Consider the following 17,552-nt stretch of genomic DNA (forward strand, 5'->3'; position numbering starts at 1 on the left):
TGGCGGGCCGGTCCGGAGGGGTGCACCGGACCGGGCCGCCTGTTGCGTCGTGCGTTGTTCGCTGTGCTCTTTTTCGCTGTGCGTCGTGCGGGGTGTGCGGGTTACGAGAGGCCGGCGACCGTCTCGCGGACCTTGGCGTTGATCGCCTCGGGGATCGGGGCGTAGCCGGCCTCGGTGAGGAGCTTCTGGCCGTCCGCGGAGGCGGTGTAGGTCAGGAAGGACTTGACCGTGCCGAGGGTGTCGGCCTTGTTGCCGGTGTCGCAGACGACCTCGTACGTCACCAGGACCAGCGGGTACGCGCCCTCGGCCTTGGTGGTGTAGTCGAGGTCGAGCGCCAGGTCCTTGCCGGTGCCCTTGACCTTGGCGGCGGCGATGGCCTTGGAGGCGTTCTCCGAGGAGGCCTTCACCGGGGCGGCGCCACCGGTGTTGATGTCGACCGTGGGGATCTGCTGCGAGGCGGCGTACGAGAGCTCGAAGTAGCCGATCGAGCCGTCGACCTGCTTGACCTGGGTGGCGACGCCGGACGAACCGGTCGCGCCCTGGCCACCGGGGGCCGGCCACTTCTTCTCGGCCTCGTACTTCCAGTCGCCCGGGGCCGCGGCGTTGAGGTACTTGCCGAGGTTCTGGGTGGTGCCGGAGTCCTCGGAGCGGTGGAAGGGCTGAATCGCCTTGTCCGGGAGCTTGGCGCCCGGGTTGAGCTTGGCGATCGCCTCGTCGTTCCACTTCTTGATCTTCGTGTCGAAGATCTTGGCGAGGGTGGGGGCGTCCAGGACCAGGCTGTCGACACCCTCCAGGTGGAAGCCGACCGCGATCGGGCCGCCGACCATCGGGAGGTTGATGCCCTGGCCGGTCTTGCAGATCTTCTTCGAGTCGGCGACCTCTTCGGGCTTCAGCGCCGAGTCGGAGCCGGCGAAGCCGACGGTGCCCTGGTTGAAGGCGACGATGCCCTCGCCGGACGAGGAGGAGTTGTAGTTGATCTCCACGCCGGAGCAGGCAGCCATGTACTCCTTGACCCAGAGGTCCATGGCGTTCTTCTGGGCGCTGGACCCGGAGGCGCGCAGCTGGCCCTTGGCGCCGTCGCACTTGACGTTGGACGCGGCCTTCGTCTGGCCGCCGTCACCGCCGGTGTCGCCGCCGCTGTTGTTGTCCGAACCGCACGCCGTGAGGACCAGGGCGCCGGAGACGGCGAGGGCACCGAGCGCGGTGGCACGAAGCCGGTTCTTGCGCTGAAGCTTCACTTTCGGGTGTTCCTTCCAGGAGCCGCCGTGGTGGTTTTCGTTCTACGACGGCGTGCGAGGTGATGGGTGGAGCGGAAGTCGTGGTCGGTGCGGTGTGTGCCTCGCACCGTGCACTGCCGAAATTAGGCAGAACAGGTGAAGCGGTCTGCGGGGGTGAGTGAACGGGAGGTGAACCGTGTCGGGCGGCCTGGTTCCGGGGCAGCGGGGCCCGTGGGCCCGGGGGCCCGAGGGCGGGGTGGGGTGCCCTGTGGCGTGCGCTCACATGGGGGCTGCCCGGTTCCGGGCAGGGGTTCCGTCATCGAACGCCGGACGGGCTGGAGTGGCCGGCCGCAGTCCGGGAATGGCGGCCGCAGTCCGGGAGTGGCCCGGCCGGGGTCCGGTTCTACGCGCGCGGCAGGGTTCGCAGGGCCGCGTCCAGAAGCTCGCGGTCGCGGGACTGGGTCAGGCGGTCGCGGGCCGTCGCAGGCGGGAGCCACAGCACGTCGTCCACCTCGCTGTTCGGCACGAAGGCGCCCGCAGTGGCCTCGGCGGACCAGTACGTGACCTCTTTCGGCCGGCCGTTCGCGACGTACCGGACCGTGGGCAGCACGGCGCCCGGCACACAGTGGTGGCCCGTCTCCTCCAGGACCTCGCGCAGGGCCGCGTCCCGCGGGGACTCGTCGCGCTTCAGCTTGCCTTTCGGGAACGACCAGTCGTCATAACGCGGACGGTGTACGAGGCAGAGCTCCACGCCCCCGCCGGCAGACGCGGGCGGGCGGCGCCACAGCACGCAGCCCGCCGCCCGCACCGTGCCGCCCACCGTCCGGGTCATGGCCGGATCGCCGCCGCAGTGGCGTACGGCCAGCTCTCCCGGAAGACCGACCGCGCCGCCTCCACCTCGTGTCGCTGGTCGGCGTGGAGCACCCCCAGGGCGTACGCCGTCGTCGGCGCGATGCGGGGGGTGCGGGCCGCCGCGGAGGCCGCCGCGGCCGCCTCCGCCGCGTCCCGGTGCAGATCGAGCGCGTGACCCGGGCCGGCCAGGACCGGATCGGGGGTGCCCCGGACCACCTCGTGGGCGTACCGGTGCAGGCGCAGCAGCAGCCGGGTCTGGTGCCAGGGCGCGTCGTGCGCCTCGTTGTACGGCTCGGCCGTCTCGTCCGAGGGGAGCGCCGCGACGGCGCCGAGCAGCCGTTGCTCCGCCCGGTCGGCGGGCTCGCGCAACAGCTCACCGGCGGGTTCGGCGGCCGCGGCGGACAGCGGGACCTCGGAGGCGAGCAGCGCGACCGCGTCGGCCACCGCGTGGAAGCGGGAGGAGCCGAGCGCCTGGAGCGCCGCGGAGTGGGCGCGGGTCCGGGCGAGGGTCAGCTGCCGTTCCAGCAGCGCGCCGGCGCGCGCCGCTCCGACGCCGAGGACGGCGCGCTCCTTGTCGACGACGGCGGAGGCGACGGTGGCGGCGGAGGTGCCACCGGACTCCGCCCGGGCCGACGGCAGCGGCGCCCCCGACAGCCCGTGCAGCGCTTCGAGGAGCCGCGTCAGCCGTTCCGCGTACGCGTGCTCGCGGCCGAGCGTGCCGGACAGCCAGGCCAGCTCGGTGCGCAACTGCTCGGCCCAGAGCGGGTCGAGCGCCGCCCGGAAGGTGTGCAGGGTGCCGCTGATGCGGCGGGACGAGCGGCGCAGCGCCCAGGCGGCCTGTTCGGCGGCCTGGGGTCCGGCGTCGCTGGGGGCACTGTTCTCGCGGTGCAGACGCAGGCTGCGCAGGAAGTCCGCGGCCTGTGCCCGCAGATACGGTGCGAGCACCGTCCCCGCGGTCACGTCCGTCTGTGTCTGGTGGTCAGGGCGTCGCACGCCGGCGCCTCCGGGCGTCAATGAGCATTTCCTGTACGTGCCGCAGGGGCCGGCCCTCCGCGTCCGTGGCGTGCCGGGTCCAGTTCCCGTCGGGACCCAGGTGCCAGGAGGAGGTGGTGTCGGCCATGCCGGTCTCCAGGAGGCGGCTGAGAGCGGCCCGGTGCGCGGGGTCGGTGACCCGGACCAGGGCCTCGATGCGGCGGTCGAGGTTGCGGTGCATCATGTCGGCGCTGCCGAACCAGACTTCGGGCTCGCCGCCGTTGCCGAACGAGAAGACCCGGGAGTGTTCGAGGAAGCGGCCCAGGATGGAGCGGACCCGGATGTTCTCGGAGAGGCCGGTGACGCCGGGGCGGATCGCGCAGATGCCGCGGACCCAGATGTCGACCGGGACGCCCGACTGCGCTGCCCGGTAGCAGGCGTCGATGATCGCTTCGTCGACCATCGAGTTGACCTTGATGCGTACGTAGGCGAGGCGGCCGGCCCGCTGGTGCGCGATCTCCTTGTTGATCCGGGCGATCAGCCCGTCGCGCAGCGACTTCGGGGCGACCAGCAGGCGGCGGTAGGTCTCGCGGCGCGAGTAGCCGGAGAGCCGGTTGAAGAGGTCGGAGAGGTCCGCGCCGACCTGCGGGTCGGCGGTGAGCAGGCCGAGGTCCTCGTACAGCCGGGCCGTCTTGGGGTGGTAGTTGCCCGTGCCCACGTGCGAGTAGCGGCGCAGGGTGTCGCCCTCCTGGCGGACGACGAGCGAGAGCTTGCAGTGCGTCTTCAGGCCGACGAGCCCGTAGACGACGTGGCAGCCCGCCTCCTCCAGCTTGCGAGCCCACTTGATGTTGGCCTGCTCGTCGAAGCGGGCCTTGATCTCGACGAGTACGAGGACCTGCTTGCCGGACTCGGCGGCGTCGATCAGGGCGTCCACTATCGGGGAGTCGCCCGAGGTCCGGTACAGCGTCTGCTTGATCGCGAGGACGTCCGGGTCGCCGGCCGCCTGTTCCAGGAAGGCCTGGACGGAGGTGGAGAAGGAGTCGTACGGGTGGTGCAGCAGCACGTCGCGTTCGCGCAGCGCGGCGAAGATGTCGGGCGCGGAGGCGGATTCGACCTCGGCGAGGTCGCGGTGCGTGCCGGCGATGAACTTGGGGAACTTCAGCTCGGGCCGGTCCAGGGACGCTATGCCGAACAGCCCGGTGAGATCGAGCGGCCCGGGCAGCGGGTAGACCTCCGCGTCGGACACCTTCAGCTCGCGGACGAGCAGGTCCAGCACGTACGGGTCGATGGACTCCTCGACCTCCAGGCGGACCGGCGGGCCGAAGCGGCGCCGCATGAGCTCCTTCTCCAGGGCCTGGAGCAGATTCTCGGCGTCGTCCTCCTCGACCTCCAGGTCCTCGTTCCTGGTGACCCGGAACATGTGGTGCGCGAGGACCTCCATGCCCGGGAAGAGCTCTTCGAGGTGGGCGGCGATGACGTCCTCGATGGGGACGTAGCGCTGCGGCGAGGCCTCCAGGAAGCGGGTCAGCAGCGGCGGCACCTTGACCCGGGCGAAGTGGCGGTGGCCGCTGACCGGGTTGCGCACGACGACGGCGAGGTTGAGCGAGAGGCCGGAGATGTACGGGAAGGGGTGCGCCGGGTCGACGGCGAGGGGGGTCAGCACGGGGAACACGCGCTGGCGGAAGAAGGTGAACAGGCGGGCCTGTTCCTTCTCGGTCAGCTCCGGCCAGCGGATCAGCTGGATGCCCTCGTCGGACAGGGCGGGGGCGACGTCCTGCTGGTAGCAGGCGGCGTGCCGGGCCATGAGTTCGCGCGAGCGGGTCCAGATCAGGTCGAGGACCTCGCGGGGCTGGAGGCCGGAGGCGGACCGGGTGGCGACACCGGTCGCGATGCGGCGCTTCAGGCCCGCCACCCGGACCATGAAGAACTCGTCCAGGTTCGACGCGAAGATGGCGAGGAAATTAGCCCGTTCGAGGAGCGGTGTCGCCGGGTCCTCGGCCAGTTCCAGAACGCGTTCGTTGAACGCGAGCCAACTGCGTTCCCGGTCGAGGAAGCGGCCCTGGGGCAGCTCGTCCCCGTCGACATCGGGTTCGTACGCGTCGGCGTCCGCATCGATGTCGGGGTCCAGGTCGGCCGCCGTGGACAGGGCGGCAGAGGAGGACGACGGGGTGGCGACGGCGTGCGGCCGGTGCGCGGCGAGGGAGCCGACGGACGGCTGGGCGGTGGGCTGGACCGGGACCTCGGAGCTGGGCTGCTGGCTCATGGGCCCATTCTTCCGCGCGGAGTGCTCCGGGGGCGCGTCGGAGGGGGTCGAGATCGCGGAGATCGCACGCTCGGTGCGCTCTCTGCCGGGATTTCTCCCGTTGCGGGGGGTCGGCACAGCTGGCTGCATCCTGAGAGGGTCGCAAGGGCGTCTGAATGCCCGGTAACGGCGACATGACATGCAGGAAGCCGTGTGGCCGTGTCCGGGGGCGCTGGGCGCCCCCGGACACGGCTGCCGGGAGGCTCAGCCGTGGCGGCGGCGCAGTACCCGGAAGGCGAGTGCGACCGCGGCGGCGGCGAGGACGAGCAGGATGCCGGTCTCGACGAGCTGGAGGGGCCAGAAGTGCGCGGCGGGGTGGTAGTCGGCGAAGTCGGTGACCCCGCCCTGGTTGCGCAGGCAGCCCGAGGGGTCCTCGGGGGTGACGAGGCCCGCGTCCCAGCAGTCCTGCCAGTAGATCTCCTTGCCGGAGGGGGTGACCATGCCCGATTCGATGTTCCAGGCGTTGTCCGGCCAGGCCTCCCTGCCGAAGCGGCGGGCGCTCGGCCAGAGCTCGTAGCGGCGTTTGCCGAACCCCAGCATGACCGTGCCGAGGACGAGGGCCGTGAGGCTCATGGCCAGGAGGGTGCGGCGTACGAGGACGGCGCACAGGGCGCCGACGGCCACGGCCAGCAGGGCGTAGGCGACGGCGGCCGGGCCGAGGGCGGGGAAGACCCCGCCCTCGTACCAGCCGAGTCCGTTGGCGTAAGCGTTGTCCTGTACGCCTGACCAGCCCCACCGGTAGACGAGGACCAGGACGGTCGTCGCGGCGGTCGCGAGGGCGGCGGGCAGGGCGATCCGGGCCGCCAGCCACTGGGCGGGCGACACCGACTGGGCCCGGACGAACCGGAACGTGCCGTTCTCCAGTTCGCGGGCGATCAGCGGACCTGCGACGAACACGCCGATGAGCCCGGCGAGCACCAGGAGGGCGGTGCCGCCGTCCGCCAGGTATATCTCGGTGGAGGTTCGGGCGTAGGTGGGCAGGTAGGTGCCGTCGCCGCAGCGGGTGGTGTCGCCGTCGGCGCAGCGTTCGGGCGAGGCGGCGACCCAGATCCGGAGCCCGACCACGAAGGCGATGCCCAGGGCCAGGAGTGCGCCGGCCGCCCACAGCGAACGGCGGTGCTGGTGGAGCAGGACACGGACGGGGCCCCGCAGTGCGGCGGGGGCGGTGCGGGCGCGGGTGCGCAGACCGGTGGTGCTCATGCGGCCGCCGCCTTGCTGCCGACCGCGGCGCTCGGTGTCAGCAGGTCCGGGGCCCCGGGCGAGCGCAGATGCGCCAGCAGCAGCTCCTCCAGTGACGGCTCGGCCGTCTCCCAGCCGTCGGTTTCCACCGGGCCCTCCTTCCGGACGAGTGCGGTCTGCAGCCGTCCCGTGGTGCGGGACTCGATCACGGTGTGCGGGGCGAGGTCGCGTACCGGGCCGGTGAGCAGGGTGTGCGCGGCGAGCAGGTCGTCGGTCTCGCCGCCGAGGCGGATGCGGCCGCCGTCGACGAGCAGGAGGTAGTCGCAGGCGCCCTCCAGCTCGGTGAGGATGTGCGAGGACATCACGATGCTGGTGCCGTGCTCGGCGGCCTCCGCCATCAGGGCGCCCATCAGCTGGTGCCGGCCGAGCGGGTCGAGGTCGGCCATCGGCTCGTCCAGCAGGAGCAGTTCGGGCCGCTTGCCCAGTGCGACGGCCAGGGCGAGCCGGGTGCGCTGTCCGCCGGACAGGGTGCGCACCTTCGCGCCCGCGGGCAGGGGTGCGGCGATGCGCTCGGCGGTGGTCTGGTCCCAGGTGGCGGGGTTCAGCTCGGCGCCCGCCCAGAGCGTCTCGGTGACCGTCAACTGCGGGTACAGCGGCTTGTCCTGGGCCACGAACCCGAGCCGTCCCCGGGCCTCGCCGGGGGTTGTGCCGAGGACGCTCACCGTTCCCTGCGTGGGGCGCAGGAACCCGGCCGCGAGGGCGAGCAGGGTGGACTTCCCGGCGCCGTTGGGGCCGACAAGGGCGCAGACACGTCCGGCCGGCAGCCGGAACGAGCAGTCGCGGAGCGCCCACCCGATGTCTCTTCGCCGGTATCGCATGCCGAGGCCGACGGCCTCGATCACAGCACCTGTCATCAGTTCTGCTCCCCTGGGAATGTGCGGTCCAGTACGGCGGTGAAGAGTGCGCTCACGTCGTCCCTCTCCAGGCCGGCCGCGCGGGCCCGGCCCGCCCAGTCGGCCAGTTCGGCGCGCAGTGGGCCGTCGTCGGCGGCGGCCGCGCCGCCGAGCGTCCGGGTGACGAAGGTGCCGAGCCCCCGTCGCGCCTCGACGAGCCCTTCGCGCTCCAGCTCGCGGTAGGCCTTCAGCACGGTGTTCGGGTTGATGGCGGTGGCCTCCACGACCTCGCGGGCGGTGGGCAGCCGGTCACCCGGCTCCAGCAGTTTCAGTCGAAGGGCCTGTTTGGTCTGCTGGACGATCTGGAGGTACGTGGCGACGCCGCTGCGCCGGTCGATGCGGAACTCGACCGCTGCGGACTGTGCCATGTTCACCCCTTTCACTAATTGAGTAGTGAAAGGGTGGCGTAAGGAAGGGGCGGCGTCAAGAGACGCCGCCCCCGGGTGCGTTGTGAGCGCTCAGGACTCCGTGCGGTACATCAGGTCGACCTCGTGGGTGGTGAAGCCCATCCGCTCGTACACGGACAGGGCGGCGGTGTTGTCCGCGTCGACGTAGAGCATCGCGGTGGGCAGCCCCTCGGCGGCCAGGTGGCGCAGCCCGATCGCGGTCAGCGCCTTGCCCAGGCCGTCGCCCTGCGCGTCGGGCCGGATGCCGACCACGTACACCTCGCCGAGCTGCTCCTCGGCGTGCACCTTCGTCCAGTGGAAGCCGATGAGCTCGGAGCCGTCGTCCGTTCCGCGCTCGGCGAGGAAGAACCCCTTCGGGTCGAACCAGGGCTCGGCCTTGCGGTCGTCCAGGTCGCGCTGGGTCAGCGAGCCCTGCTCGGGGTGGTGAGCGAAGGCGGCGCTGTTCACGGCGAGCCAGGCGGCGTCGTCCTCGCCCGGCACGAAGGTGCGGACGGTGACGCCCGGCGGCAGCGTCGGCTCGGCGATGTTCAGCGGGCTCAACGGGCGGCGCAGCTGCCGTAGTTCGCGGAAGAGCGAGAGGCCGAGCACCTGCGCGAGGTGGCGCGCCGCGGACTTCCCGCCGTGCGCCCAGACCCGCAGCCGCTTGCCGGTCGCGGCGAGCAGCGCCGCCCCGAGCGCCCGCCCGTGCCCGTGCCCGCGGTGCGACGGGTGCACGACCAGCTCGGCGGCCGGTGCCTCGACGGGGTCGGTGTCCTCCAGCTGCGCGTACCCGACCAGTACGCCCCCGGCGGTCAGCAGGAAGTGCCGTACGCCTTCCCGGTGCCCGCCCCGCAACTGCAGCCGCCCCTGCTCGGACACGGCCTGCCGGCCGTCGGACTGCGCGGCCTCGGCGAGCAGCTCGGAGACGGCGCCTGCCTGGTCGGGGGAGAGGGTGCCGAGCGTCTGGATCTCGCGTCCGGGGGCGGGGAGGGGTACGTCAGTCGTCATGTGTCGAGCGTACGGCGGAAGGCGGTGTTGTTGCCCGCCCCTTCCCGGGCCGGGGGGTTCCGTCCTCGATCACCGGACGGGCTTGGGTGCGGGTGCCCCGCGGGGTGGCGCGGTCCCTCGTGGTGGGGGTCCGGTCCCCCTCCGGGGCGTCTCCTCGGACGACGAACGTTCCGCGGGTACGTGAAGCGGCCCGGGTATCTGTTCGTCGTCCTGCGGGGACTCCCCTGCACGGCCCCGGACCGGCCGTCGCGCGTCTGCGACAGCAGTGCCACCGGCGTGCAGACGCAGGCGATGCCGGGTGGGGGCGTGCAGGGGAGTCCCCGCAGGAAATGGCGTACGACCCGGGTCCCCCACGGACCCGGGTGCACACGCCATTTCTGAGGAGACGCCCCGGAGGGACCCCACCCCCATCCACCGGACGTGGGCGTGCCGCCCCCGCGAAGCACCCGCACCGAGCCTGTCCGGCGATCGAGGACGGAACCCCGCGCCCCGCACCGGGCCGCCCTTTCGACCGGACGGCAACCTATTCGTAACCCTGAATGCCTGTCGCGCTACGCGCGTTGACTCTAGGCTGCGGCACGCAGTCAACTCACAAGGGGACCGATGTCAGCGACACCGCAGAAGAACCGCGCGTCCCGGCGGGTGCTCGCCGCCGCAGCCGGTCTGGCCACCGTCGGCGCTCTGGTCGCCGCCATGCCGGCCGGCGCGCACGGGCACGGCAAGGGCCACGGCCACCACACGCCGGCCCGGACCGTCGACGTGCAACTGCTGTCCTTCAACGACCTGCACGGCAACCTGGAGCCGCCGGCCGGCTCGGCCGGATCGGTCACCGAGACGCAGGCCGACGGCACGACGAAGGCGATCCCGGCCGGTGGCGTGGAGTACCTCGCCTCCTCGCTGCGCGCCGCGCGCAAGGGCCACCCGTACTCCATCACCGCGGCCGGCGGCGACATGGTCGGGGCGAGCCCGCTGCTGTCGGGCCTGTTCCACGACGAGCCGACCATCGAGGCGCTCAACAAGATCGACCTCGATGTGACGAGCGTCGGCAACCACGAGTTCGACGAGGGCGCCACCGAGCTGGGCCGCCTCCAGAACGGCGGCTGCCACCCGGTCGAGGGGTGCTACGAGCAGGGCAAGAAGTTCGAGGGCGCCGACTTCCCGTACCTCGCCGCCAACGTGACGGACGAGAAGACCGGCAAGCCGATCCTCAAGCCGTACACGGTGTGGAAGAAGAACGGCGTCAAGATCGGCTTCATCGGGGTGACCCTGGAGGGCACGCCGAACATCGTGACGGCCAACGGCGTCAAGGGCCTGAAGTTCCACGACGAGATCGAGACCGTCAACAAGTACGCCAAGGAACTGGACCGGCAGGGCGTGAAGTCCATCGTCGCCCTGATCCACGAGGGCGGCGCCCCGGCCTCCTCCTCGTACAACTACGGCTGCGACAGCCCGGCCGCCGGTGACGGCATCTCCGGGCCGATCACCGACATCGCGAAGGGCATCTCGCCCAAGGTCGACGCGCTGGTGACGGGCCACACCCACCAGGCGTACGTCTGCACGATCCCGGACCCGGCGGGCAACCCGCGCCTGGTCACCTCGGCCTCGTCGTTCGGCAAGCTGTACACGGACACGACGCTCACGTACGACCGTCGCACCAAGGACATCGTGCGCACCGCGGTGAAGTCCTCGAAGCACTCCCCGGCCGCGAACCCGGTCTCGGCGAACCACGTCGTCACCCGGGACCAGGCCAAGGCCACCGACATGACGGAACTGATCGCGCGCTGGAACACCCTCGCGGCCCCGATCGCGAACCGGCCGCAGGGCTTCATCTCCGCAGACATCAACGGCCGTGGCTCCACGGCCCCCGAGAAGCCGCTCGGCAACCTGATCGCCGACGCGCAGCTGGAGGGTCTGGCCCCGGCGGACAAGGGCGGGGCGGTCGTCGCGTTCATGAACCCGGGCGGCATCCGTGCCGACCTGGTCTACAAGGCGACGGGCAGCGAGGGCGACGGCGTCGTGACGTACGGCGAGTCGTTCACCGTGCAGCCGTTCACCAACATGATGAACGTCGTCGACCTGACCGGTGCGCAGCTGGTGTCCGCGCTCCAGCAGCAGGTCAGCGGTTCCAACGAGGCCAGCCCGAAGATCCTTCAGATTTCCAAGGGCCTCACCTACACCCTGGACATGACGAAGACCGGTGCGGCTCGCGTGGTCACCGACACGATCAAGCTGAACGGTGAGGCGATCGATCCGGCCAAGACGTACCGCGTCGCGATGAACGAGTTCCTGGCGGGCGGCGGCGACGGCTTCGCGGCCCTCGGCGCGGGCACCAACAAGCTGGTCGGCGCCTCCGACCTGGACCTGTTCAACGCCTACCTGGCCGCGCACTCCACGGCCGCGGCGCCGCTGGCTCCGCCGGCGACGGACCGGATCACGGTCGTCCAGTAGGGCGTACGGCACCGAGGATGCGCGGGCGGGGGCGAAGGCCCCGGTCCGCGCATCCGTCGTTTTCGCGCCGTCCGGGGACCTGCTCCGCACCGCCCTGTTCCCTGTGTGATGTGTACGGGTCATAATCCGGGAGCTGACCCCACACGGCACCCGGAGGCGTCCCCGCATGAGCCCGTACACCGCCAACCGCCGGACCTTCCTGGCCGGGGCGCTGGCCGCTTCCGCCACCGCCGTTCTCGGGGCGGCACCCGCCCGTGCCGCGGCCCGGCAGGCCCTCACCGTGCAGGACTGGATGAGCGGCATCGCGGACGCCACCGCGCTCCAGCGCCTCACCATCCCCGGCTCGCACGACTCCGGCGCCCGCTACGGCGGCCCCTGGACCGAGTGCCAGAACACCACGATCGCGGAGCAGCTGAACAGCGGGGTGCGCTTTCTCGACGTACGGTGCCGGATCACCGGTGACTCGTTCGCGATCCACCACGGCGCCTCGTACCAGAACCTGATGTTCGGCGATGTCCTCGGCGCCTGCTGGGACTTCCTGGCCCAGCGGCCCACCGAGACCGTGCTGATGCGGGTCAAGCAGGAGTACTCGGAGGAGAGCGACGCCGCGTTCCGCCGGATCTTCGACCTGTACCTCGACACCAAGGGCTGGCGCCCGCTGTTCCATATCGACAACGCGCTGCCGACGCTCGGCCAGGCCCGCGGCAAGGTGGTGCTGCTCGCCGACAACGGAGGTCTTCCCGGGGTGCGGTACGCCGACCCGGGGCTCTTCGACATCCAGGACGACTACATGGCGGAGCCGTTCGCCAAGTACCCCAAGATCGAGGCCCAGTTCCGCAAGGCGGCGGAACAGCCGGGGAAGCTGTTCATGAACTACGTGAGCACCGCCGCCCTGCTGCCGCCCCGCTGGAACGCGGACCGGCTCAACCCCCAGGTCCATTCGTTCCTCGACTCCTCGGGGACGGCCGGCTGGACCGGCCTCGGGATCGTCCCGCTGGACTTCCCGGCGACCCGGTCGGGGCTGGTGGAGTCGCTGATCCGGCACAACCCGGCGTCCTGAGTCACCGTTACGCGTCACGGCTTTCACAGGATCGCGAGGAACTCCCGTACCGCCTGCGCGAACCCCTTCGGGTCCTGGAGCTGGACGAAGTGATCCGTCTCCAGCGTGACGAGTGAGGTGCGAGACCGCAGTGACGCCATCGCTGCGGCCTGCTCGGCCGGCATGGCCTGGCTGGTACGGCCGTTGATCACCAGCGCGGGGCAGTCGCTCGCCAGCCACTGCGCCCAGTGGTCCCCGTGCACCTGCCGCTCGGAGTCGATCGTGTCCTGCGGGTGGAACGGCAGCCGCCAGCCGTCGCCGCCCGGCAGCGGCCGCAGCAGGGGCCCCACCATCGGGCCCACCGGACCGCAGGCGGCGATCAGTTCCTCCCGGGTGGGTGCGGTGTACGGGAATCCCGCGAGGAAGGCCAGCGGGCCGGGGTCCTGGTGCGGCAGGTCGACCGGGGCGTCGGTGTTGACGAGTGCGGCGACCGCGGCCGGCCGGGTGGCCGCGAGGTGCAGGGCGTTGATGCCGCCCAGTGAGTGCCCGAGGGCGACGACCGGGCCGGGGTCCAGATGGTCGAGCAGGGCGACCAGGTCGCGGACGTAGCCCTCGCGGCCGTAGTCGTCCGCGCGGTCGGAGTCGCCGTGGCCGCGCTGGTCGGGGGCGATGACCCGCCACTCGGGGCCGAGCTCGCCGGCCAGGTCGTCGAAGGAGGCGCCCTCGGAGAGATGGCCGTGCAGGGCGAGGAGCGGCCGGCCGGTGGAGGGGCCGTGGTCGAGGTAGGAGAGGCGGCGGCCGTCGATGGTCAGTTCACGTCGTGATGCGGTGTGCTGAGTCATGACAGAGACTGTACGCACGTATAGATCGCACGCGCAATACGTTTGTATAGATCGCTTGCCCAAGTCGCGGAGCCGTACGATCCCGGGCATGGGAAACCGCGAGGATCTGCTGGCCGGGGCGAGGCGCTGTCTGGAGGAGAAGGGCTATCTCCGTACCACCGTGCGGGACATCGCCACCGCTTCCCGGGTCTCGATGGCGGCGATCGGCTACCACTTCGGCTCCCGCGAGGCCCTGCTCAACCAGGCCCTGTTCGCGGCCATCGACGAGTGGGGCCAGGCGTTCGGTGCGGATGCGGGGGAGGGCGGCGGTTCGGCCGCGGAGCGGTACGCGGACATGTGGACGCGGGAGATCGCCTCGTACCGCACCGACCGCTGGCTCTGGACCGCCTCGGTGGAGGCGTTCGTCCACGCCCGGAGTTCCCCGGAGCTGCTGGCCCTCCTCGCCGCCGGTCAGCGCGAGGGCCGCCGGGGGATCGCGGCGCAGCTGACCGGGGTGCCGGAGGCGGAGGTCGCCGAGGCGGATGTGCGGGGGCTCGGGTCGGTGCAGCTCGCGCTGATGAGCGGCGTGATGATCCAGTGGCTGACCGACCCGGAGCAGGCGCCGGACGCCGCCGAGATCGCGGCCGGGCTGCGGGCGCTGGCGGGGCGGCTCGACGGGGCGTAGGGCTGCCGCCTCTAGCCCTGCGGCGGGTCCGGCGGTGGCTGGGGCGCTCCCGGGAGACGGATCGCGGCTTCCGTGCCGCCGCCCGGTGCTGGGCGCAGGTCGATCTCGCCGCCGGCCTGCTGGACCGTACGCGCCACGATCGACAGGCCCAGGCCGGAGCCCGGGAGCTGGCGGGCGGACGGGGAGCGCCAGAAGCGTTCGAAGACGTGGGGGAGTTCGTCGGCGGGGATGCCGGGGCCGTGGTCGCGTACCGTCAGCTCGCCCCGGTGCAGGACGACGTCGATCGTGCCGCCGTGCGGGCTGAACTTCACCGCGTTGTCCAGGACGTTGACGACCGCCCGCTCCAGGGCGGCCGGTTCGGCCCGCACGTACCAGGGGGCCAGCTCCGCCGTGATGGTCAGCTCGGGGCCGCGCAGACGGGCCCGTTGCAGGGCGGTGCGGGTGATGTCGTGCAGGGCCACTACCTGGAGTGGACCGGGCTGAGCCGCGTCCGGGCGGGCCAGCTCCTGGAGGTCGCCGATGAGGGAGGCCAGTTCCGTCATCTGCGCCTTCACCGACGTCATCAGCGCCTTGCGGTCGTCCGGCGGGATGGCCCGGCCGGTCTCGTCGCTGAGGGCGAGGAGTTCCACGTTGGTGCGCAGTGAGGTCAGAGGGGTGCGCAGCTCGTGGCCGGCGTCGGCGATGAGCTGGGCCTGGCGGTCGCGGGACGTGGCCAGCGAGGCGGTCATCGAGTTGAACGAGCGGGAGAGGCGGGCGATCTCGTCCTCGCCCTCCACCGGGATGCGGACCGTCAGGTCCTCGGTACGGGCGACGTGCTCGACCGCCTCGGTGAGCTCGTCGACGGGGCGCAGGCCGGAACGGGCCACCCAGAGACCGGCGGCGCCGGCGGCGATGACGCCGATGCCGGAGACGGTGAGCAGAACCCAGGCGAGGGTGGTGAGGGGCTTGTCGATCTCGCTCATCGGGCTGGCGATGGAGACGGCGAGGCCGGCCGGCCCCTTCACCGGGGCGGTGTAGACGCGCATCTTCGTGCCGTCCGCGTCGGTCGCCGAGTGCAGCGCGTTGCGCAACCCGCCCTTGGCCACCGCGAGGTCGACCGCGGCCACCGGGAGTTTCGATGATTCGGGGGCGAGACAGACCGTGCCCTGGGCGTCGATGAGCTGGACGGTGAGGCGGGAGTACGGGGGCGGCGGAGCCTGGGTGTCTCCCCGGCAGTAGTTGTAGAGGTTGGTCAGGTAGGCGTTGCTGACGTCGGAGCTGCGCAGCGACGCGTCCAGCTGGTGCTCCAGCTGAGCCCTCGTCACGAACCAGCAGGCGCCCGCCACCGCCGCCACCGCCACCGCCACCGCGGTCGCGACCAGCAGTGCGAGCCGGGAGCGCAGCGGCAGGGCGCGGATGCGGTGCAAGGGGCCCGTCATCCGTCCCCACCCCCCGACCGCAGCGCGTACCCCACACCCCGCACTGTGTGGACCAGGCGCGGTTCGCCGCCCGCCTCGGTCTTGCGGCGCAGGTACATCACGTACACGTCCAGCGAGTTGGAGCTCGGTTCGAAGTCGAAGCCCCACACCGCCTTGAGGATCTGCTCGCGGGTCAGTACCTGACGGGGGTGCGCCAGGAACATCTCCAGCAGGGTGAACTCGGTACGGGTCAGCTCCACGTGGCGGGTACCGCGCATGACCTCGCGGGTCGCGAGGTCCATGCGCAGGTCGGCGAAGGCCAGCACGTTGTCGTCGGGGAGGGGGCCGCCCGCCGTGGCCGCGTACGAGCTGCGGCGCAGCAGGGCCCGGATGCGGGCGAAGAGTTCGTCCAGCTCGAAGGGCTTGACCAGGTAGTCGTCGGCGCCCGCGTCGAGCCCGGTGACGCGGTCGCCGACGGTGTCGCGCGCGGTCAGCATCAGGATGGGCGTGGTGGTGCCCGTGGCACGGATGCGGCGGGCGGCGGTCAGCCCGTCCATCCGCGGCATCTGGATGTCGAGGACGATGAGGTCGGGGTCGTACGACTCCGCCTTCGTGAGGGCGTCGAGACCGTCCACGGCGACCTCGGTGCCGTATCCCTCGAACGCGAGACTGCGCTGCAGGGCCTCGCGCACGGCGGGCTCGTCGTCGACGATCAGGATGCGCTGCGGATCGTCTTCGGCGGGGCTCATCGCTGCTTCGTCCTCTTCTCGTTCCGTACGGGGCGGGGCGCTCCCGGCCCCCGGTTCTCAGCCTCGCACGGCCATGGCGCGGCGTCGCGCGGCACGGCGGCCGCGGCTGCCGGCGCCGGTGCGGAGCTCCGCGGCGCGGGGCTGCTCGTCAACGGTTCTGCCGGCGGGTGCCCGTTCGGCGAGGAACGCCACGAGCGCGAGCGGCAGGGCCAGGTCTGCGGGGCCTGCGGGGGTGTCGGTCTGGTGGTGCATGGGCTGTCTCCTCTGTCTCCGCCGTCACCTCAGGAGCTGTTGCCGGCCCGCAGTGCGTCGAGGTCGGCCTTGAGGGTGTTCACCGGGATGGCGAAGCCGAGACCGACGCTGCCCGCGCTGGAGCTGCCCGAGCCGCTGGACGAACTGGCCGAGTACATCGCGGAGTTGATGCCGATGATCTCGCCGTTCATGTTGATCAGGGCGCCACCGGAGTTCCCCGGGTTGAGCGAGGCGTCGGTCTGGATGGCCTTGTACGTGGTGGTGGAGTCGCCGGTGTCGCCGTTGAACTGCTGTCCGCCGAACTCGAACGGCCACTCCTGTCCGCCGCCCTGCCCGCCCTGGCCCTGCCCCTGGCTGCTGCCGCTGTCGCTGTCCTTGGCGACCGTGACATCGCGGTCGAGCGCGGACACGATGCCGCTGGTGACCGTCCCGGTGAGGCCTTCGGGCGAGCCGATCGCGACGACCTGGTCGCCGACGGCGACCTTTGAGGAGTCGCCGAGCGTGGCCGTCTTCAGGCCGCTCGCGCCCTGGAGCTTGATCAGCGCGAGGTCCTTGTCGGCGTCGGTGCCGACGACCTCGGCGGTGTACGTCTTGCCGGTGCTGAGGGTGACCTTGATGGACGTGGCGCCGGCGACGACGTGGTTGTTGGTGACGATCTCGCCGTCCGACGTGATGACCACGCCGGAGCCGGTGGACTGGCCCGCGGTCGAGGTCGCGCCGATCTCGACAATGGTCGGCGAGAGGGCCGCGGCCACACCGGAGACGGTGCCCTTGCTGCTCTGCGAGACGGTGGTGCCGGGGATGACGCTGCCGGCGGCCGTGCCGGAGGTGCCGTCGTCGGTGAGCTGTCCGATCACGGTGGCGGTGCCGCCGCCGACGATCGCGGCCGCGATGGCCACCGCCGCGAGGAGCGCGACCGGCCGCCGGGCCCGGCGACGGGGGGCGGACGGTTCGGGCGCCGGCTGCGCCAGCCCGTGCAGGCCGTCACCGCCGTGGCCCGCACCGCCGGAGTACGCGTCGGCCGCGCCGGGGGCGGGCCACACAGTGGTACCGGGGCCTGTGACGACCGGCTGCACGGGCTGATATGACGGCGGCGGCGGGTAGGACGCGTCGCCGTTGCCGTACGAGGGGTACATCGGGTACTCGCCGCTCGGGCGCTGGCTCTCTGTCATGTCTACGAGAGTGTCCAGCGAACATGAGAGCACCCTGAGTACGCCCTGAGAAGCCCGGCAGAACCTCGTATGCCCGATATAAGGACGTGTTCCCGGGGTCTGCCGTACGGACCGTACGAG

Annotated in this window: 16 protein-coding genes; 3 read left to right on the top strand and 13 right to left on the bottom strand. The window is 71.8% G+C overall.

Features of this window, described 5'->3' with window-relative positions; translation table 11 throughout:
- Nucleotides 1-101 precede the first annotated feature (101 nt).
- From pstS to mshD, 8 genes are all read right to left on the bottom strand, one after another.
- Nucleotides 102-1,238, bottom strand: a complete 1,137-nt coding sequence (gene pstS / locus SH922_RS21285; RefSeq protein WP_393059480.1) for a phosphate ABC transporter substrate-binding protein PstS — start codon at nt 1,236-1,238, stop codon at nt 102-104.
- 382 nt (nt 1,239-1,620) lie between these two features.
- Complete coding sequence (locus SH922_RS21290) at nt 1,621-2,037, bottom strand: NUDIX hydrolase (protein WP_393063647.1); 417 nt, start codon at nt 2,035-2,037, stop codon at nt 1,621-1,623.
- Nucleotides 2,038-2,045: 8 nt separating this feature from the next.
- Nucleotides 2,046-3,062, bottom strand: a complete 1,017-nt coding sequence (locus SH922_RS21295; RefSeq protein ID WP_393059481.1) for a CHAD domain-containing protein — start codon at nt 3,060-3,062, stop codon at nt 2,046-2,048.
- Nucleotides 3,049-5,304: an RNA degradosome polyphosphate kinase gene (locus SH922_RS21300; protein WP_393059482.1), complete on the bottom strand. Its 2,256-nt coding sequence runs from the start codon at nt 5,302-5,304 to the stop codon at nt 3,049-3,051. Before SH922_RS21300 ends, SH922_RS21295 begins: the two co-directional genes overlap by 14 nt.
- 243 nt (nt 5,305-5,547) lie before the next feature.
- Nucleotides 5,548-6,543, bottom strand: coding sequence for an ABC transporter permease (locus SH922_RS21305; protein ID WP_393059483.1), 996 nt, complete (start codon nt 6,541-6,543; stop codon nt 5,548-5,550).
- Nucleotides 6,540-7,436 (bottom strand): ABC transporter ATP-binding protein, encoded by an 897-nt coding sequence (locus SH922_RS21310; RefSeq protein ID WP_393059484.1) that lies wholly within the window; start codon nt 7,434-7,436, stop codon nt 6,540-6,542. The genes SH922_RS21305 and SH922_RS21310 overlap by 4 nt, the downstream gene beginning before the upstream one ends.
- A complete protein-coding gene (locus SH922_RS21315) occupies nt 7,436-7,843 on the bottom strand; it encodes a GntR family transcriptional regulator (RefSeq protein WP_393059485.1) in 408 nt (135 codons plus the stop codon). Before SH922_RS21315 ends, SH922_RS21310 begins: the two co-directional genes overlap by 1 nt.
- Nucleotides 7,844-7,933: 90 nt before the next feature.
- Nucleotides 7,934-8,869: a mycothiol synthase gene (mshD, locus tag SH922_RS21320; RefSeq protein WP_393059486.1), complete on the bottom strand. Its 936-nt coding sequence runs from the start codon at nt 8,867-8,869 to the stop codon at nt 7,934-7,936.
- A 603-nt stretch (nt 8,870-9,472) separates the two neighbouring features.
- On the opposite strand from mshD, the gene SH922_RS21325 reads away from it, so the two are divergent.
- Both SH922_RS21325 and SH922_RS21330 read left to right on the top strand, forming a co-directional pair.
- Nucleotides 9,473-11,317, top strand: a complete 1,845-nt coding sequence (locus SH922_RS21325; RefSeq protein WP_393059487.1) for a bifunctional metallophosphatase/5'-nucleotidase — start codon at nt 9,473-9,475, stop codon at nt 11,315-11,317.
- Nucleotides 11,318-11,483: 166 nt separating this feature from the next.
- Nucleotides 11,484-12,377 carry a phosphatidylinositol-specific phospholipase C gene (locus SH922_RS21330; RefSeq protein WP_393059488.1) on the top strand — a complete coding sequence of 298 codons (894 nt, stop codon included), beginning with the start codon at nt 11,484-11,486 and terminating at the stop codon, nt 12,375-12,377.
- Nucleotides 12,378-12,400: 23 nt separating this feature from the next.
- Here the strand turns inward: SH922_RS21330 and SH922_RS21335 are convergent, their stop codons facing one another.
- Nucleotides 12,401-13,198 carry an alpha/beta fold hydrolase gene (locus SH922_RS21335; RefSeq protein WP_393059489.1) on the bottom strand — a complete coding sequence of 266 codons (798 nt, stop codon included), beginning with the start codon at nt 13,196-13,198 and terminating at the stop codon, nt 12,401-12,403.
- Between the two features lie 88 nt (nt 13,199-13,286).
- On the opposite strand from SH922_RS21335, the gene SH922_RS21340 reads away from it, so the two are divergent.
- Entirely contained in the window at nt 13,287-13,862 is a 576-nt protein-coding gene (locus tag SH922_RS21340) for a TetR/AcrR family transcriptional regulator (protein ID WP_393059490.1), read from the top strand.
- A gap of 11 nt (nt 13,863-13,873) precedes the next feature.
- On the opposite strand, the gene SH922_RS21345 is transcribed toward SH922_RS21340, so the two are convergent.
- From SH922_RS21345 to SH922_RS21360, 4 genes are read right to left on the bottom strand one after another with little or no spacing between them, the layout of a single operon-like run.
- Nucleotides 13,874-15,280, bottom strand: coding sequence for a sensor histidine kinase (locus SH922_RS21345; protein WP_393059491.1), 1,407 nt, complete (start codon nt 15,278-15,280; stop codon nt 13,874-13,876).
- Entirely contained in the window at nt 15,277-16,008 is a 732-nt protein-coding gene (locus tag SH922_RS21350) for a response regulator transcription factor (RefSeq protein ID WP_362552003.1), read from the bottom strand. The genes SH922_RS21345 and SH922_RS21350 overlap by 4 nt, the downstream gene beginning before the upstream one ends.
- A gap of 57 nt (nt 16,009-16,065) precedes the next feature.
- On the bottom strand, nt 16,066-16,260 hold the full coding sequence (locus SH922_RS21355; RefSeq protein WP_393059492.1) for a hypothetical protein: 195 nt from the start codon (nt 16,258-16,260) through the stop codon (nt 16,066-16,068).
- Nucleotides 16,261-16,289: 29 nt separating this feature from the next.
- On the bottom strand, nt 16,290-17,432 hold the full coding sequence (locus SH922_RS21360; RefSeq protein WP_393059493.1) for a S1C family serine protease: 1,143 nt from the start codon (nt 17,430-17,432) through the stop codon (nt 16,290-16,292).
- Between the last annotated feature and the right edge of the window lie 120 nt (nt 17,433-17,552).

The sequence above is a fragment of the Streptomyces sp. LN549 genome (genome assembly GCF_043203805.1).
In the GTDB taxonomy this organism is placed as follows: Bacteria; Actinomycetota; Actinomycetes; order Streptomycetales; family Streptomycetaceae; genus Streptomyces.

Bases quoted from the DNA above. Each gene is read 5' to 3' on its own strand.
- mshD (WP_393059486.1), bottom strand. From the start codon at position 8,869: ATGACGACTGACGTACCCCTCCCCGCCCCCGGACGCGAGATCCAGACG.
- SH922_RS21325 (WP_393059487.1), top strand. From the start codon at position 9,473: ATGTCAGCGACACCGCAGAAGAACCGCGCGTCCCGGCGGGTGCTCGCC.
- SH922_RS21355 (WP_393059492.1), bottom strand. From the start codon at position 16,260: ATGCACCACCAGACCGACACCCCCGCAGGCCCCGCAGACCTGGCCCTG.
- SH922_RS21360 (WP_393059493.1), bottom strand. From the start codon at position 17,432: ATGACAGAGAGCCAGCGCCCGAGCGGCGAGTACCCGATGTACCCCTCG.
- SH922_RS21330 (WP_393059488.1), top strand. From the start codon at position 11,484: ATGAGCCCGTACACCGCCAACCGCCGGACCTTCCTGGCCGGGGCGCTG.
- SH922_RS21305 (WP_393059483.1), bottom strand. From the start codon at position 6,543: ATGAGCACCACCGGTCTGCGCACCCGCGCCCGCACCGCCCCCGCCGCA.
- SH922_RS21310 (WP_393059484.1), bottom strand. From the start codon at position 7,436: ATGACAGGTGCTGTGATCGAGGCCGTCGGCCTCGGCATGCGATACCGG.
- SH922_RS21345 (WP_393059491.1), bottom strand. From the start codon at position 15,280: ATGACGGGCCCCTTGCACCGCATCCGCGCCCTGCCGCTGCGCTCCCGG.
- SH922_RS21350 (WP_362552003.1), bottom strand. From the start codon at position 16,008: ATGAGCCCCGCCGAAGACGATCCGCAGCGCATCCTGATCGTCGACGAC.
- SH922_RS21315 (WP_393059485.1), bottom strand. From the start codon at position 7,843: ATGGCACAGTCCGCAGCGGTCGAGTTCCGCATCGACCGGCGCAGCGGC.
- SH922_RS21335 (WP_393059489.1), bottom strand. From the start codon at position 13,198: ATGACTCAGCACACCGCATCACGACGTGAACTGACCATCGACGGCCGC.
- SH922_RS21300 (WP_393059482.1), bottom strand. From the start codon at position 5,304: ATGAGCCAGCAGCCCAGCTCCGAGGTCCCGGTCCAGCCCACCGCCCAG.
- SH922_RS21340 (WP_393059490.1), top strand. From the start codon at position 13,287: ATGGGAAACCGCGAGGATCTGCTGGCCGGGGCGAGGCGCTGTCTGGAG.